The organism is Nonomuraea sp. CA-143628 (assembly GCF_050942315.1).
In the GTDB taxonomy this organism is placed as follows: domain Bacteria; phylum Actinomycetota; class Actinomycetes; order Streptosporangiales; family Streptosporangiaceae; genus Nonomuraea.
In genome coordinates, this window is sequence record NZ_CP192072.1 from 1,668,988 (window position 1) to 1,684,848 (window position 15,861).

General features: G+C 68.5%; 14 protein-coding genes and 1 tRNA gene. 10 read left to right on the forward strand and 5 right to left on the reverse strand.

Annotated features, from left to right (window positions below; translation table 11 throughout):
- The first annotated feature begins 108 nt into the window (after positions 1-108).
- A complete protein-coding gene (locus ACQP2T_RS07800) occupies positions 109-1,908 on the forward strand; it encodes an ABC-F family ATP-binding cassette domain-containing protein (RefSeq protein ID WP_433515522.1) in 1,800 nt (599 codons plus the stop codon).
- A gap of 245 nt (positions 1,909-2,153) precedes the next feature.
- Here the strand turns inward: ACQP2T_RS07800 and ACQP2T_RS07805 are convergent, their stop codons facing one another.
- The gene (locus ACQP2T_RS07805; protein WP_433515523.1) at positions 2,154-2,654 is read right to left on the reverse strand and encodes a MarR family winged helix-turn-helix transcriptional regulator; all 501 of its coding nucleotides are present in this window, start codon (positions 2,652-2,654) and stop codon (positions 2,154-2,156) included.
- A gap of 108 nt (positions 2,655-2,762) precedes the next feature.
- On the opposite strand from ACQP2T_RS07805, the gene ACQP2T_RS07810 reads away from it, so the two are divergent.
- Genes ACQP2T_RS07810 through ACQP2T_RS07825 form a run of 4 tightly spaced genes read left to right on the forward strand, consistent with a single transcriptional unit; the run spans position 2,763 to position 6,599 of the window.
- Positions 2,763-3,533 carry a trans-aconitate 2-methyltransferase gene (locus ACQP2T_RS07810; protein ID WP_433515524.1) on the forward strand — a complete coding sequence of 257 codons (771 nt, stop codon included), beginning with the start codon at positions 2,763-2,765 and terminating at the stop codon, positions 3,531-3,533.
- On the forward strand, positions 3,530-3,865 hold the full coding sequence (locus ACQP2T_RS07815) for a glyoxalase (RefSeq protein WP_363989957.1): 336 nt from the start codon (positions 3,530-3,532) through the stop codon (positions 3,863-3,865). Before ACQP2T_RS07810 ends, ACQP2T_RS07815 begins: the two co-directional genes overlap by 4 nt.
- A 53-nt stretch (positions 3,866-3,918) precedes the next feature.
- Positions 3,919-5,427: a CHAD domain-containing protein gene (locus ACQP2T_RS07820; RefSeq protein ID WP_433515525.1), complete on the forward strand. Its 1,509-nt coding sequence runs from the start codon at positions 3,919-3,921 to the stop codon at positions 5,425-5,427.
- On the forward strand, positions 5,424-6,599 hold the full coding sequence (locus tag ACQP2T_RS07825; protein ID WP_433515526.1) for a cytochrome P450: 1,176 nt from the start codon (positions 5,424-5,426) through the stop codon (positions 6,597-6,599). Before ACQP2T_RS07820 ends, ACQP2T_RS07825 begins: the two co-directional genes overlap by 4 nt.
- 41 nt (positions 6,600-6,640) lie before the next feature.
- Here the strand turns inward: ACQP2T_RS07825 and ACQP2T_RS07830 are convergent, their stop codons facing one another.
- From ACQP2T_RS07830 to ACQP2T_RS07845, 4 genes are read right to left on the reverse strand one after another with little or no spacing between them, the layout of a single operon-like run.
- Positions 6,641-7,474 carry an NUDIX hydrolase gene (locus ACQP2T_RS07830; protein ID WP_433515527.1) on the reverse strand — a complete coding sequence of 278 codons (834 nt, stop codon included), beginning with the start codon at positions 7,472-7,474 and terminating at the stop codon, positions 6,641-6,643.
- Complete coding sequence (locus ACQP2T_RS07835; RefSeq protein ID WP_433515528.1) at positions 7,467-9,527, reverse strand: RNA degradosome polyphosphate kinase; 2,061 nt, start codon at positions 9,525-9,527, stop codon at positions 7,467-7,469. Before ACQP2T_RS07835 ends, ACQP2T_RS07830 begins: the two co-directional genes overlap by 8 nt.
- Positions 9,528-9,580: 53 nt before the next feature.
- Positions 9,581-10,483 carry a TetR/AcrR family transcriptional regulator gene (locus ACQP2T_RS07840; RefSeq protein ID WP_433515529.1) on the reverse strand — a complete coding sequence of 301 codons (903 nt, stop codon included), beginning with the start codon at positions 10,481-10,483 and terminating at the stop codon, positions 9,581-9,583.
- Positions 10,484-10,541: 58 nt separating this feature from the next.
- Positions 10,542-11,480 (reverse strand): acyl-CoA desaturase, encoded by a 939-nt coding sequence (locus tag ACQP2T_RS07845; protein WP_433515530.1) that lies wholly within the window; start codon positions 11,478-11,480, stop codon positions 10,542-10,544.
- Between the two features lie 232 nt (positions 11,481-11,712).
- Between ACQP2T_RS07845 and ACQP2T_RS07850 the strand changes: the two genes are divergently transcribed.
- The 5 genes from ACQP2T_RS07850 to pth all read left to right on the forward strand — a co-directional run bounded on the left by ACQP2T_RS07850 (position 11,713) and on the right by pth (position 15,750).
- Positions 11,713-11,784: transfer RNA gene (locus tag ACQP2T_RS07850), tRNA-Gln, on the forward strand.
- A 119-nt stretch (positions 11,785-11,903) separates the two neighbouring features.
- Positions 11,904-13,355: a bifunctional UDP-N-acetylglucosamine diphosphorylase/glucosamine-1-phosphate N-acetyltransferase GlmU gene (gene glmU / locus ACQP2T_RS07855; protein ID WP_433515531.1), complete on the forward strand. Its 1,452-nt coding sequence runs from the start codon at positions 11,904-11,906 to the stop codon at positions 13,353-13,355.
- A 64-nt stretch (positions 13,356-13,419) separates the two neighbouring features.
- A complete protein-coding gene (locus ACQP2T_RS07860; RefSeq protein ID WP_357943919.1) occupies positions 13,420-14,397 on the forward strand; it encodes a ribose-phosphate diphosphokinase in 978 nt (325 codons plus the stop codon).
- A gap of 92 nt (positions 14,398-14,489) precedes the next feature.
- Positions 14,490-15,104: a 50S ribosomal protein L25/general stress protein Ctc gene (locus ACQP2T_RS07865; protein WP_433515532.1), complete on the forward strand. Its 615-nt coding sequence runs from the start codon at positions 14,490-14,492 to the stop codon at positions 15,102-15,104.
- A 61-nt stretch (positions 15,105-15,165) separates the two neighbouring features.
- Positions 15,166-15,750, forward strand: a complete 585-nt coding sequence (gene pth, locus ACQP2T_RS07870) for an aminoacyl-tRNA hydrolase (RefSeq protein ID WP_357943921.1) — start codon at positions 15,166-15,168, stop codon at positions 15,748-15,750.
- Positions 15,751-15,861: the final 111 nt, after the last annotated feature.

Consider the following 15,861-nt stretch of genomic DNA (forward strand, 5'->3'; position numbering starts at 1 on the left):
GTGCTGTCTCCCGAAGGGCGGCACCGAGTTCCCAAGACGGAGATGGGCGTGCCGGCCGGCCTGGTGCCGTCACCACAGCGCCTTTGAGGCCGATACCCTGGTAGGGCCATGAATCTGGTAAATCTCGAGTCTGTTTCCCATGCCTACGGGCCCAAACCGCTGCTCAACGACGTCTCCCTCGGGGTCGAGGTCGGCGAGCGCATAGGTGTCGTCGGACGTAACGGCGGCGGCAAGACCACGTTGCTGTCGGTGATCGCGGCCGACGTACGCCCGGACAGCGGCCGGGTCACCCATACCCGAGGGCTGCGGGTGGGCGTGCTGTCGCAGCATGACGCGCTCGATCCGGCGATGCCCATCCGGGAGATCGTGCTGGGTGAGAAGGCTGAGCACGAGTGGGCGGGGGATCAGAGCGTCCGCGAGATTCTCGGCAACCTCATCGGCGATCTCGATCTCGACGCCAAGGCGGGGGATCTGTCCGGTGGCGAGCGGCGGCGCACCGCGCTGGCCCAGCTGCTCATCGATGAGCACGACCTGATCATGCTCGACGAGCCCACGAACCATCTCGACATCGAGGCCATCGCCTGGCTGGCCGGTCATCTGGCCGGACGCAAGAGCGCGCTGGTGGTCGTGACGCACGACCGGTGGTTCCTCGACGCGGTCTCCACCAGGACCTGGGAGGTCGTGGACGGTCGGGTCGAGCGATATGAGGGCGGTTACGCCGCTTACGTGCTCGCGAAGGCGGAGCGGGCGCGCATCGCCCAGGCCGCCGAGGAACGCCGGCAAAACCTGATGCGCAAGGAGATCGCCTGGCTGCGGCGCGGCCCGCCCGCCCGCACGTCGAAGCCGAAGTTCCGGGTGGAGGCCGCGCAGGCGCTGATCGCCGACGAGCCGCCGGCACGGGAGAGTGTGGAGCTGCTGAGGTTCGCGGCGGTCCGGCTCGGCAAGACCGTCTACGACCTCGAAGACGTCACCCTGCACGCCGGTGGTCCCGGCAGCGGGCCGCTGGTGCTCGACGACTGCACCTGGCAGTTCGGGCCGGGCGACCGGGTCGGGCTGATCGGCGTCAACGGCTCCGGCAAGTCGTCCGTGCTCCGGCTGCTCGCCGACTCGGTCCAGCAGGACTCGGGGCGGATGATCAGGGGCAAGACGGTACGCCTGGCGCATCTGTCGCAGGAGCTGGCCGAGCTCGACCCCACCCGCCGGGTGCTGGAGACGGTCGAGGAGATCCGCAAGTACATCCAGGTCGGCAAGAAGGAGTGGTCCGCCTCCCAACTGCTCGAGCGCCTGGGCTTCAAGGGCGAGGCGCAGTGGAAGGTCGTCGGCGACCTGTCGGGTGGCGAGCGGCGGCGGCTGCAACTGCTCAGGCTCCTCATGGACGACCCCAACGTGCTGCTGCTCGACGAGCCGACCAACGATCTCGACATTGAGACGCTGAACGAGCTCGAAGACCTCCTCGACGGCTGGCCCGGCACCCTCATCCTGGTGAGCCATGACCGCTACTTCCTTGAGCGCGTCACGGACAAGTGTGTAGCGCTCCTGGGCAACGGCAAGCTCTCCTTCCTTCCGGGAGGCGTGGACGAATACCTGTCCCGCCGGGCTCAAGGCACCGCCCTGACCGCCCGAACGAGCTCACCCCAGTCGTCGGCTGCCACACCGATCCAGCCAGCAGCCCCTCAGGAGGGCATGTCGGCCAAGGAAGAACGCGAGCTGCGCAAGGAGCTCAACCGCCTCGAACGCCAGCTCGACCGGCTGGGCGACCAGGAGGCCAAGCTGCACGCGGCAATGGCGGACGCGGCCAGCGACTACGCCAAACTGGGCTCCCTGGACACCCAGCTCAGGGACATCCTCGACCAGAAGGACACGGTCGAGGCCGAGTGGCTCGAACTCGCCGACCGCCTGGGCGACTGACCGCCTGACGCAGAAAGCGGTCAAGGACGATCCGAAGAAGGCGGTCAAGGACGATCCGAAGAAGGCGGCCAAGGACGAGTCGTTACGGCGAGCAGTCCGTGAGCCTTCACGACCGGCGCTTGATGGTCGCCCGCTCACGACGGCGGGGCGGGCAACCCATGCGAAGCCGTACAAGAAAAGAGGTTGTCAAAAGCAGCCTCGAACGCAACGCGGCGTCAGGAATCGAGCGGTCAGGAATCGAGCGGTCAGGAGTCGAACGGGGCGAGGAGGGTGCGGAGCAGGGCGGAGAGGGTGCGTTGGTCGGTCAGGGGCAGGCCGGCGAGGAGATCGTGCTCGCGCCGCAACAGCCCGGCGAACGCCGCGTCCACCCGCGCCAGCCCGCTGTCCGTCAGCGACACCAGCACCCCTCGCCGATCCTCCGGATCCGGCCGGCGCCGCACCAGGCCCGCCTGGGCGAGCCGGTCGATGCGGTTCGTCATCGTGCCCGACGTGACCAGGGTGGCCCGGATCAGGGCTCCGGGGCTCAGCTCGTACGGCTTGCCCGCGCGCCGCAGCGCCGTCAGCACGTCGAACTCCCAGGGCTCCAGAGCGTGCTCGGCGAACGCCGCCCGCCTGGCCCGGTCGAGATGCTTGGCCAGCCGCGACACCCGCGACAGCACCTGAAGGGGCTCGACGTCGAGATCCGGACGCTCTGACCGCCAGGCCGCCACCAGCCGGTCGACCTCGTCCTGCGGCTCCTGGTTCATGCCACCGCCTCGCCACGAGATCGCCAGGTCGGGGGGAGCGCATCCTGCGTCATGGTCAGAGTGTACTGTCTTGACATCGAGATACATATCTCGATATCAATTATCTCTATGTCGAGAGATATCTGGGATCCCACCATATACGCCAGGTACACCGACGAGCGAGCACGCCCGTTCTTCGAGCTGACCGCCAGAATCGGTGCCGACAACCCTGATTATGTCGTGGACGCCGGCTGCGGCACCGGCGAACTCACCCTCGAACTCGCCCGCCGCTGGCCCCAGGCTACCGTGGAGGGCTTCGACGCCTCCCCAGCCATGATCACCGAGGCGCGCCGGCACCAGCGGCAGCGGTTCTGGGTCTCCGATGTCACGACGTGGCGGCCCGACCGGCCGGTGGACGTGCTGGTCTCCAACGCCGTCCTGCAATGGGTGCCGACGCACCGCGACGTGCTGGAGCACTGGGTCGACGCGCTGAGCCCCGGCGGCTGGCTGGCCTTCCAAGTGCCCGGCAACTTCGACGCCCCCAGCCACGTGGCGATCCGCGAGCTCTGCGCCGCGCCCGAGTGGTCCGATCGGCTCGGCGACCTCAACCGGGGCCGCCCGGTGGACGACCCCATCGACTACGTCGACTTCCTGAGCGGCTGCCGGGTCGACGCCTGGGAGACGACGTACGTCCACCTCCTCCAGAGCGACAACGGCGACAACGCGGTGCTGAACTGGATCTCCGGCACGGCCCTGCGCCCGGTCTTCGACCGGCTGGACCCCGACGAGCAGAAGAAGTTCACCGCCGAGCTGGGGCAGCGGCTCGACGAGGTCTATCCGGCCAGGCCGTACGGGACGCCGTTCCCGTTCCGGCGCGTCTTCGTGGTGGCGCAGAAATGATCACCGGCCTGCACCACGTCCAGCTCGCCGCGCCCGCGGGGAGCGAGCCGCTGCTGAGGGAGTTCTACGGCGGAGTCCTCGGGCTCCAGGAGGTGCCAAAACCGTCTGAGCTGGACAAACGCGGCGGGGTCTGGTTTCGTGGCCGAGGGGTTGAGGTGCATCTCGGCATCGAGGACGACTTCCGGCCCGCCAGGAAGGCGCACCCGGCGTTCCTGGTGGACGACCTCGGCGCCTTCAGCACAGAACCACCCGACGACCTGCTCCCCGGCTACCGCCGGATCTACCTCATGGACCCGGTGGGGAACCGAATCGAGCTCCTCCAAGGCGTGTGAAGTTCGTCCAGCGGTGGCATGATTGTCCAAATCGGCCAAGGCTGTGAGGTGCTGTGGGCATCGAAATCGAGGACAAGTTCGACGTCCCCTCCGACTACGAGATACCCGACCTGAGCAAGCTGGCAGAGATCTCGGGCCCGAAGAGTTACCAGCTCGTGGCGCTCTACTACGACACGCCCGATCTGCGGCTTGCCACCCGGGGCATCACGCTCCGGCGAAGACGCGGCGGTGACGACGCCGGCTGGCATCTGAAGCTGCCCAAGGCCAAGGGCGTACGCCAGGAGATCACCCACCCGCTCACCCGGAGCACGAAGATAGTGCCCGCCGAGCTGACCGAGCTCGTCCGCGCCTACACCCGCGGCGCGGAGCTCCAGGTGGTGGCCGAGCTCGACACCCGCCGGACCGTGACGCTGCTGCACGACGGCCCGACCGGGCTCGTCGAGATCGCCGACGACCGCGTCAAGGGCACGGTCTTCGACGGCAAAACGGGCAAAGCAGACGGAGGCCCGGAAAGCGGGCCGCGGGTCGTACGGTGGCACGAGGTCGAGGCGGAACTGCTGGAAGGCGACCAGGCCCTGCTCGCCAAGGTCGGCAAACGGCTCAGGAAGGCCGGCGCCACCCCGTCGGAGTCGGCCAGCAAGCTCGCCAGACTCCTCGAACCACCACCTGTCGCCCATGCCCCCACGAAGGACGGCTCGGCCGGCCAGACCGTCATGGACTACCTGGCGGGCCAGGTGACGGCCCTCCTCTCACAAGATCCCCGAGTACGGCGAGCGGAACATGACGCCGTCCACCAGATGCGCGTCGCCTCCCGCAGGCTGCGGAGCGCGCTCAGGGCGTTCGGCGGCATCATCACCGGCACGAAGCGGGTCCAGGACGAGCTGCGCTGGCTGGCCACGGTGCTCGGCGAGGCGCGTGACCTGGAGGTGATCAGGGCCAGGTTCGCCCGCGAGCTGGCGGCGCTGGCCCCCGAGCTGGTCACCGGCCGCATCCTGGCCAGGCTCGGCGACGACCTGCACGCCCGCGAGCTGGAGGCGTACGAGCGCATCAAGGACACGCTCAGCGGCGAGCGCTACTACGCGCTGCTCGACGCCCTCGACGCGTTGACGGCCGCCCCGAAGCTGACCAAGGCCGCGGCGGAGCCGGCGCACGACAAGCTCAGTGACGTGGCCGCCGAGAACTGGGACCGGGTGGCCAAGATCTACGACACCGCCCAGGCGATCTCGGACCTCGAACGCCGCGAGCTTGCCATGCACGACGTCCGCAAGGCGGCCAAACGGGCCCGCTACACCGCCGAGGCCCTCCAGCCCACGCTCGGCAAGAGCATGGTCAAGCTGGCCAAGCACGCCGCGGCCGTACAGGAGGTGCTCGGCACCCATCAGGACGGCGTGGTGGCGCAGGAGACGCTGGCCAAGGAGGCGGAGGCCGCGCGACAGGCGGGTGAGGACACCTTCACCTACGGCCTGCTCATCGGCCTCGAACGCGGTACGGCGGAGCGAGCGCACGCGGACTTCCCCAAGGTCTGGGCCGAGACGGCGCGAGCCATTAGGAAACTACTATGAGTGACTTACCAGTCATACCTTTCGAACGACAGGACGCCCTGGAGGTCCCCGCGGCCTATCGGGAGCTGCGGGCCGAGAAGGGCATCACCAGGGTACGCACCCGGGTGGGTGACGAGATCTGGCTGGTCAGCGGCTACGAGGACGCCCGCAAGCTGTTCGCCGACCCCCGGCTCGGACGCTCGCACCCCGAGCCGGAGAAGGCCGCCCGCGTCTCCGGCTCCGCGCTGCTCGGCGGGCCACAGGGCGAGAGCGCGACCGAGAAGGCCGACAACGAGCGGATGCGCCGGCTGTTCATGCCCTCGTTCTCCGCCCGCCGGATGAAGGCCCTCAGCGACCACGTGGGCACCCTGGTGGACGAGCGGCTGGACCACATAGCCACTCTCACGCCGCCCGCCGACCTGCACGCCGAGTTGTCCTTCCCGCTGCCCGTGCTGGTCATCTGCCAGCTGCTCGGCGTCCCCTTCGAGGACCGGGACTACTTCAGCGGCGTCTCCAGCCGGATGGGCGACGTCGCGGACGAGGCCAAGGGCATGGCGGCGCGCGAGGAGCTGGGCGCGTACATGGCCGGGCTCATCGAGCGCAAGCGGCACGAGCCCGGCGAGGACGTCCTGTCGGACCTGGCCGGGGTGCTGGACGACGACGGCAGGGTGGCGCAGCTGGCCGGCGGGCTGCTGTTCGCCGGGCACGAGACCACCGTGAACCGCATCGACTACGGCGTGCTGTTCCTGGAGGCCAACCCCGACCAGCTCGCGCTGCTCAAGGCCGATCCCGGACGGGCGCCCGCCGCCGTCGAGGAGATCCTGCGCATGGCCTCGCCCAGCCTGCACGGCCTGCCCCGCTACGCCCACGGCGACATCGAGATCGGCGAGGTCACGATCCGCCGGGGCGAGGCCGTGCTGATCATGCCGGGCGCCGCCAACAGGGACGAGCGGATCTACCCCGACCCCGACACCTTCGACGTGGGCCGGAAGTCCGCGGACCCGCACCTGAGCTTCGGGTACGGCCCGCGCTACTGCATCGGCGCCAGCCTGGCCAGGGTCGAGCTCGAAGGGGTGTTCAGCCGGCTCTACCAGCGCTTCCCCGACCTGCGGGTGGCCGTGCCGTTCGATCAGCTCCGGCGCAACGAGGGCCGGATCACCGAAGGCGTCGCCGAACTCCCCGTAACGTGGTGACCCTCAGGTCGCGTAATGCGACACAGTGAACCGGGTGACCCTCAGGTGGTGTAACGCTCCACGCTGACGACCCGCTCGCCCAGCCGGTGCAGGACGGCGAACGCCCCCTTGCGCAGCTGCACGTCCTTGCCGCTGAGCGAGTGGATCAGTTCGGGCAGCACCTTGCCGTGGCTGGACACGGCCGCCGCCGTCCTGAGCTCCCTGACCAGCGCGGGCGTCTTGTCCGAGTCCTGGTCTTCCTCGCTGAGCAGCGGCTCGGTCCTGATGTCGCCGCCGTACGGCTGGAGCGTCTGTACGCATCTGAGGCTGGGCGAGCTGACCAGGATCTCGGGACGGTAGGCGGGCAGCACCCGGGCGATGGTCTCCGCCTGGGCCCGGCCGTCCGTGTCGAGGGGGCGCAGGGCGTCATCACCCTTCCACGCCTGCCTGGAGCCCGCGGAGCCATGCCGTACCAGGACAAGAGGGACGGTGGTGAGCGGCGCCGCCTCCAGCGAGTGCAGCAGCCCTGCGTCCCATTCCCAGGTCAGCAGCTCGCGGGCGCGGTCGAGCGGCAGCCAGCGCAGCTCGTCCACCTCGTCGCCGGGGGCGAACGCCACGCTCTCGTCCGTGGCCTGGGCCGCCCAGTAGTCGACCCGCTTGAGCCGGTCCGTGATCAGGTAGTGGACGGGCGGCAGGGCGCGGCCGAGCGTCGTGACCAGGCCGGTCTCCTCGCGCACCTCCCGCAGCGCGGCGACGATCACGTGCTCGCCCTGCTTCAGCTTGCCCTTGGGAAAGGTCCAGTCGTCGTAGGCCGGGCGGTGGATGACGGCCACCTCGGGGTGGCGCTCGTCACCGCGCCACACCACGGCTCCGGCCGCGTGGAGCGGGTCAGTCATCAACGCTCCTCCAGCGGCGGGTGCCGATCAGAATGCTCTGCAGGTCCTCGCCCGGATGTCGCACCCAGGTGCCGTCGGAGTTCAGCAGCCACGCGCTCGTCGTGTCGGCGGTGGCGCGGTCCATCAGGTCGATGAGGTACGCCCGGTGCTGCTGGCTGGTCACCTTGACCAGGGCCTCGACCCGGCGTTCCAGGTTGCGGCGCATCAGGTCGGCGCTGCCGATCCACACCTCGGGCCGCCGGCCCAGCCCGAACTCGTAGATGCGGGAGTGCTCCAGGAAACGCCCCAGCACCGACCGTACGCGGATGTTCTCCGACAGGTCCGGGATACCAGGGCGGAGGGTGCAGATACCCCGCACCCACAGATCCACCTGCACACCGGCTCGGGACGCCCGGTAGAGGGCGTCGATGAGCGGCTCGTCCACCAGGGAGTTCGTCTTGATCCTGATGCGCGCGGGACGGCCCGCCTCCTGGTGCGCGATCTCCCGCTCGATCCTGGCCATCAGGCCGCCGCGCAGCGAGTGCGGGGCGACGAGCAGCCTGCGGTAGGCCGAGTGGTTGGAGTAGCCGGTCAGGTGGATGAACAGGTCCGTGATGTCCTCGCCGACCAGCGGGTCCGCGGTGAGCAGGCCGATGTCCTCGTAGTGCCTGGCCGTCTTGGGGTTGTAGTTGCCCGTTCCGATGTGGCAGTAGCGGCGCAGCTCGCCGGACGGCTCCTGCCGGACGACCAGGGCCAGCTTGCAGTGGGTCTTGAGCCCGACCACGCCATAGACGACGTGGCAACCGGCCTTCTCCAGCTTGCGCGCCCACTCGATATTGGCGTGCTCGTCGAAGCGGGCCTTGATCTCCACCACCACGACGACCTGCTTGCCCGACTCGGCCGCGTCGATCAGCGCGTCGACGATCGGGGACTCGCCGCTGGTCCGGTAGAGCGTCTGCTTGATCGCCAGGACGTTCGGGTCCTCGGCCGCCGCCTCGATGAAGCGCTGCACGCTGGTGGCGAAGGAGTCGTACGGGTGGTGCAGAAGCACGTCCCGCTCGCGCAGCGCGGCGAAGATGTCGTCGTCGGCCAGCACGGCCTCGGCGGGGACGAACGGCCGGTAGCTCAGCTCGGCCCGGTCCAGGTCGGCCAGGGCGTGCAGCCCGGTCAGGTCGAGCGGCCCGGCGAGCCGGTAGATCTCGTGCGGCGCGACTTCGAGCTCCTCGACGAGCAGGTCGAGCACCTCGGGCGTGATGGTGTCCTCGACCTCCAGTCGCACGGCCGGGCCGAAGCGGCGGTTCTTCAGCTCCCGCTCCAGCGCCTGCATGAGGTTCTCGGTGATGTCCTCGTCCACGTCGAGGTCCTCGTTGCGGGTCACCCTGAAGGCGTGGTGCTGGACGATCTCCATGCCCTTGAACAGCTGGCCCAGATGGGCCGCGATGACATCCTCCATCGGGACGAATCTGTCCTTGGAGGCGGTGACGAACCTCGGCAGCTGCGAAGGCACCTTGACCCGGGCGAACACGGTGTGATCGTCCACCGGATTCCGCACCAGGACCGCCAGATTCAGGCTGAGTCCCGAAATATACGGAAATGGGTGGGCGGGGTCGACGGCCAGCGGCGTCAGCACCGGCCGGATCCGCTCCCTGAACAGCTTGCGCAGCTCCGTACGTTCCTCGCGGCCCAGGTCGTCCCATCTGACGATCTCGATGCCCTCGGTGGCCAGCTGCGGGCAGACCTGCTCGTGGAAGACGGCCGCGTGCCGCTTGGCCAGCGTGTCGGAGATCGCGGCGATCCGGGCCAGCTCCTCGCGCGGCTTCAGCCCGCTCTTCGTCCTGAGCAGCAGTCCGGTGGCCATCCGCCGTTTCAGCCCGGCCACGCGTACCCGGAAGAACTCATCCAGGTTGCTGGCGAAGATGGCCAGGAAGCGCACCCGTTCGAGGAGAGGGAGAGAGGAGTCTTCGGCCAGTTCGAGCACGCGTTCGTTGAACTGTAGCCAGCTCTCCTCACGGTTGAGGAACCTCTCCTGCGGCAGGGGAAGGTCACTCTCGGGATGCAGCGGTTCCGCGGACATATGAGAAATATGCCCCATTTGGTTGAACAGAACGTGAACTAAGCGGCAACGGGTTATTCCACCTGGTCAGGTTGCTCCAACCGAGCCGCGCGTTCGACCAGCCGGGCCTCCCGCTGGCGCAGTTTCTCCTCGCGCTCACGGGCCTTCTCGGCCTCCTTCAGCAGCCGCTCGCGCTCCTTCAGCTCGCGGACCCTGGCCTTCTCCGCCTCTTTGAGCTCCCGCTGGCGGGCCTTCTCGGCCTCCTTGAACTCCTTGTCGCGGGCCTTCTCCAGCTCGCGCAGCTCCTTCTCGCTGGCGCGCGGCACGGCGGCGACGGAGTGGGCGCGGCCGGTCGCCGTGATGGCCGGCTGCGGGTTGAGCCCGGTCAGGCCGTTCCAGGCCAGGTTCACCACGTGGGCGGCGACCTCCTCGCGGCCCGGCTTGCGTACGTCGAGCCACCACTGGCCGGTCAGGGCCACCATGCCGACGAGCATCTGCGCGTACATCGGCGCCAGTTTGGGGTCGTAGCCGCGGGAGACGAACTCGTCGGCGAGTACGTCCTCGACCTGGCTGGCGATCTCGCTGATCAGGCTCGCGAACGTGCCCGTGCCCGAGGCGGCGTGCGAGTCGCGCACCAGGATGCGGAAGCCCTCGCTGCTCTCCTCGATGTAGTGGAGCAGCGCCAGGGCCGCCCGCTCCAGCTTGATCAGCGAGTGGGAGGCGGAGAGCGCCTCGGTGATCATGCTGAGCAGCTTCTGCATCTCCCGGTCGACCACGACCGCGTAGACGCCCTCCTTGCCGCCGAAGTGTTCGTAGACCACCGGCTTCGAGACCTGGGCCGTTGCCGCTATCTCCTCGATGGAGGTCCCGTCGAACCCCTTCTCGGCGAAGAGGGTGCGGCTGATCTGGATCAGCTGCTCTCTTCGCTCTCTGCCGGTCATCCGCCTGCGAGATCTGGGTTCGGTCACGGTTTCCATAATGGCGGTGCTCGAAGAAGAGCCCGTCATCAACGGACCGGTCATCAAGGAGCCGGTATCAGCCAATGCGCTTCGCCGCCAGGCGTTCTGGGGTCGGCCAGCGCACGTCGTGGACCCAGCCGAGCCGCTCGAAGATCCTGATGAGGCCGGCGCTGAGGTCGATCTGACCCTTCAGCGCACCGTGCCTGGCGCAGGTGGGGTCGGAGTGGTGCAGGTTGTGCCACGACTCGCCGAAGGAGGGGATGGCCAGCCACCACACGTTGCGCGACTTGTCGCGGACCTGGAAGTCCTCCTCGCCGAACACGTGGCAGATCGAGTTGATCGACCAGGTCACGTGGTGCAGCAGGCCGATGCGGACCAGCGAGCCCCAGAACAGCGCGGTCAGCGCGCCCTGCCAGGACCAGGTGACCAGGCCGCCGAGGATGCCGGGCAGCAGGACCGAGGTGAGGGCCAGCGGGCCGAACCACTTGTGCAGCTTGACGACGTCGTCGTCCTTGACCAGGTCGGGGGCGTACTTCTCGCGGTTGGTGCGGTCGGCGTCGAACATCCAGCCCATGTGCGCGTACAGCAGGCCCTTGGACAGCGACTTGAAGCCGGGCCCGAAGCGCCACGGCGAGTGCGGGTCGCCCTCCTTGTCGGAGAACTTGTGGTGCTTGCGGTGCGTGGCCACCCAGTCGAGCACGGACATCTCCAGCGAGAGGCTGCCCGCGATGCCCAGCGCGATCTTCAGGGGCCGCTTGGCCTTGAACGAGCCGTGCGTGAAGAAGCGGTGCAGGCCGACGGTCACGCCGAGCCCGCTCACCACATAGAAGACAAACGCGATGACGATGTCGCTCCAGCCGAGACCCCATCCCCACGCGAACGGCACCGCGGCCATGATCGCGATGAGGGGGAGCCCCACCACGAGGGCGAAGGTGACGAGTTCGGCCTTGGTCCGGGGCTCGGGCTCGACGTCGGGCTTCGGTCCTGGGGAGGTGCGCTCGGCGATAACGGTCATGGGCTACCTCTCACGACATGTATGAGGATGAATGTCCTGGCTACGCCACCGTAACCTACGCCATCGTAAGTTAGTAAGACCTAAGCGGCGAGTGTGGCGAAGGCGACTTCTGTCCCATGAGAGGAGTAGCTTCTGTACCTTGTGGCTTTTCGGGCGGTCTGTTATGTGGCGCGCGCGTGGGCCAGGGATCGGTATCGTAGGAGTGCGTCGGACGCTCAGGTGTCCGATTTAGTCCCGGATCGTCTAATCGGCAGGACAAGTGGTTTTGGTCCACTTTGTAGGGGTTCGAGTCCTCTTCCGGGAGCTTGGAGGCACTCCCCGCCGCTAGCGCGCGAGTGTCGGTTGGGTATCCTCACGGTGTCGGGAGGGTGGCGGTGCGACAGCTGCCGCCCCGAACCGCCCAGCCACAGGGAGCCCCAGTCCGTGAGTGTGCCGCGCCCGGCCGCAGTCATCGTCCTCGCCGCAGGCGAGGGCACCCGGATGAAGAGCCAGACCCCCAAAGTCCTGCATGAGATGTGCGGCCGCGCCCTGGTCGACCACATGCTCACCGCCGCTCGCGACCTCGGTCCCGAACGGCTCATCGTCGTCATCGGCCATGCCTCCGAACAGGTCGGCGCGCACCTGGCGGAGACGAGCCCCGACGCGCGCGCCGTCGTCCAGCGTGAGCAGCGCGGCACCGGCCACGCCGTCCGCACCGTGCTCGAAGAGCTCGGCACGATCGCCGGCACCGTCCTCGTCACCTACGGAGACGCGCCGCTGCTGCGTACGGAGACCCTCGCCGAGCTGCTCCACCGGCACACGGGTGACGGCAACGCGGTCACCGTGCTGACGGCCGAGGTGCCCGACCCGACCGGCTACGGGCGCATCATCCGCGACTCCGGCGGCGCCGTCCTGGAGATCGTGGAGGAGAAGGACGCCACTCCGGAGCAGCGCGCCATCACGGAGATGAACTCCGGCATCTACGCCTTCGACGGGCTGCTGCTCGCCGACGCCGTCAAGCGGGTCTCGACCGACAACTCGCAGGGCGAGGAATACCTCACCGACGTGCTGGCCATCCTGCGGGAGGACGGACACCGGGTGGGAGCGCACATCGCCGCCGACTTCACCGAGGTAGAGGGCGTCAACGACCGGGTGCAACTGGCCTTCGCCCGCAAGGTGCTCAACCAGCGGCTGCTCGACGGCCACATGCGCGCCGGAGTCACGATCATCGACCCGGCCAGCACCTGGATCGACGTCGGCGTCGAGATCGAGCCCGACGCGGTCGTCCACCCCGGCACGCAGCTGCACGGCCACACCGTCATCGAGGCCGGAGCGGAGGTCGGGCCGGGCTCCACGCTCACCGACACCAGGGTCGGCGCGGGCGCGGTCGTGCGCAACGCGGTCTGCGACCACGCCGTGGTCGGCCCGGAGGCGAGCGTCGGCCCCTACGCCTACCTGCGCCCCGGCACCGTGCTCGGGCACAAGTCCAAGGCGGGCACGTTCGTCGAGATGAAGAACACCCAGGTCGGCGACCGGTCGAAGGTGCCGCACCTGTCGTACGCGGGCGACGCCACGATCGGCCAGGACGCCAACATCGGCGCGGCCGTGATCTTCGTCAACTACGACGGCGTCAACAAACACCGCAGCACAGTGGGCGACGGCGCGTTCGTCGGCTGCGACTCCATGCTCGTCGCCCCCGTGACCGTGGGCGACGGCGCGTACACCGCGGCCGGTTCGGTCATCGACGGCGACGTCCCTCCGGGCGCGATCGGCGTGGCCAGGGCGCGACAGCGCAACATCGAGAAATGGGTCTTGCGCCGGCGCGCGGGCACGAAATCGGCTGCGGCGGCCGAAAAGGCGCTGGCCGCGCAAGAACAGCAGGAGAGTGGCAAATGACCGAGCTGGCCGAGGTCATCAGTAACAACCGCACCGTGGTCACGAGACCGGCGAAGGAGATCTCATGACCAGCATCAAGCAGCCAGGCGAGAAGAACCTCATGCTCTTCTCCGGCCGGGCCTACCCGGAGCTGGCCGAGGAGGTCGCCGAGCACGTCGGCGTCTCCCTCACGCCCACCAAGCTGATCGACTTCGCCAACGGCGAGATCTACGCCCGCTACCTCGAATCCGTCCGTGGCTGCGACGCCTTCGTGATCCAGAGCCACACCGGGCCCATCAACCAGTGGATCATGGAGCAGCTCATCATGGTCGACGCGCTGAAGCGGGCCTCCGCCAAGCGCATCACCGTGGTCATGCCGTTCTTCGGCTACGCCAGGCAGGACAAGAAGAGCCGCGGCCGCGAGCCGATCACGGCCAGGTTGATGGCCGACCTGTTCAAGACCGCGGGCGCCGACCGGCTCATGTCGATAGACCTGCACACCTCGCAGATCCAGGGCTTCTTCGACGGCCCGGTCGACCACCTGTTCGCCATGCCGGTGCTGGAGAGCTACCTGAAGAACCGGCTCGACCTGGCCAACACCACGATCGTCTCGCCCGACACCGGCCGGGTCCGGCTGTCGGAGCGCTGGGCCGACACGCTCGGCACGCCGCTGGCCTTCATACACAAGCGCCGCGACCTCGACGTGGCCAACTCGGTGAAGGTCAACGAGGTCGTCGGCAAGGTACGAGGGCGCACCTGCGTGCTGATCGACGACATGATCGACACCGCGGGCACCATCTGCAAGGCCGCCGACGCCCTCTACGAGCAGGGCGCCACCAACGTGATCACCGCCGCCACCCACGCGGTGTTCTCCGATCCCGCGGTCGACCGGCTGAAGAACTCCCGGATCTCCGAGGTCATCGTCACCAACACCCTGCCGCTGTCCCAGGCCAACAGGTTCGACAAGCTCACGGTTCTGTCGATCGCCCCGCTGATCGCGCGCGCGATCACCGAGGTGTTCACCGACGGGTCGGTCACCAGCCTGTTCGAGGGCGACACCTGAGCCGGTAGACTTTTACGGTTGCGTTCGTAACGCCTTCCGCTAGGGCGGGTGAGGGGGAACGCAAATCCCGCAAAGCATCCCTAGGAGATGTCATGTCTGAAGTACGTATCGCCGCCGAGCCGCGCACCACGTTCGGCAAGGGCGCCGCTCGCAAGATCCGTCGTGACAACAAGGTGCCCGCGGTCCTCTACGGCCACGGCACCGACCCCAAGCACCTGACGCTGCCCGGCCACGAGGTGCTCCTCGCGCTCCGCACCGCCAACGTGCTGATCCACCTCAAGGGCGACGGCGTCGACGAGCTCGCGCTGCCCAAGGGCGTTCAGCGCGACCCGATCAAGGGCTTCGTCGAGCACGTCGACCTGCTCCTGGTCAGGCGGGGCGAGAAGGTCACCGTCGAGATCCCGGTCACCACGGTCGGCGACGTCAACTCCGAGGGCCTGCTCGACCAGCAGCTCGTCTCCGTCGCGATCGAGGCCGAGGCCACCCACATCCCGACCGGCGTCGAGGTCGACGTCGAGGGCCTGGTGATCGGCACCGTGATCACCGCGGCCGACCTCAAGCTGCCCCAGGGCGCCACGCTGATCGCCGAGGGTGAGACCGTCATCCTCCAGGTCATCGCCAAGCCGGTCGAGGAGCCCACCGAGGCCGAGGCCGAGGCTGCTGAGGCCGCCGCGACCGCCACGGTCACCGAGGAAGCCGGCGAGTAACACACCGCTGTTCGGCGACGGGGCAGCCGGCCGGCTGCCCCGTTTCGCTTGAGGGAGACATATGGACCGCTGGTTGATCGTCGGGCTCGGCAACCCGGGCGCCGAATACGCCGGCAACAGGCACAACGCGGGCTTCATGGTGCTCGACGAGCTGGCCGCCAGGGCCGGCGGGCGGTTCAAGGCGCACCGGAGCCGGGCCGAGGTCCTGGAGTCCAGTCGCGCGGTACTGGCCAAGCCGCTGACGTACATGAACCTGTCGGGCGGCCCGCTCAAGGCACTGTCCGACTTCTACAAGCTCGGCCCCGACCGGCTGATCGTGGTCCACGACGAGCTCGACGTCCCCTATGGCGCGCTGCGCGCCAAGTTCGGCGGCGGCGACAACGGCCACAACGGGCTGAAGTCGATCACCAAGGTGCTCGGCACCCGCGACTACCTGCGGGTCCGCTTCGGCATCGGGCGCCCTCCCGGCCGCATGGACCCAGCCGCCTACGTGCTCAAGGACTTCGCCACGGCCGAGCGCAAGGACCTGGGCTTCCTGGTCGACCGGGCGGCCGACGTGGTCGAGTCGCTGATGGAGCGTGGGCTCGAGACCACGCAGAACGAGTTTCACCGCGCCGATCTGCACATTTCCGGCCCTCCTCGCTGACCATCGCATAGAGGCGTTCGCGGTTTCCCACGCGTCGCTCAGCGCTACGATCTGGTGACTGTCTGTTGATCATCGGTCACGTGGAGGATTTCGTGCGCGACGGCGATGGGC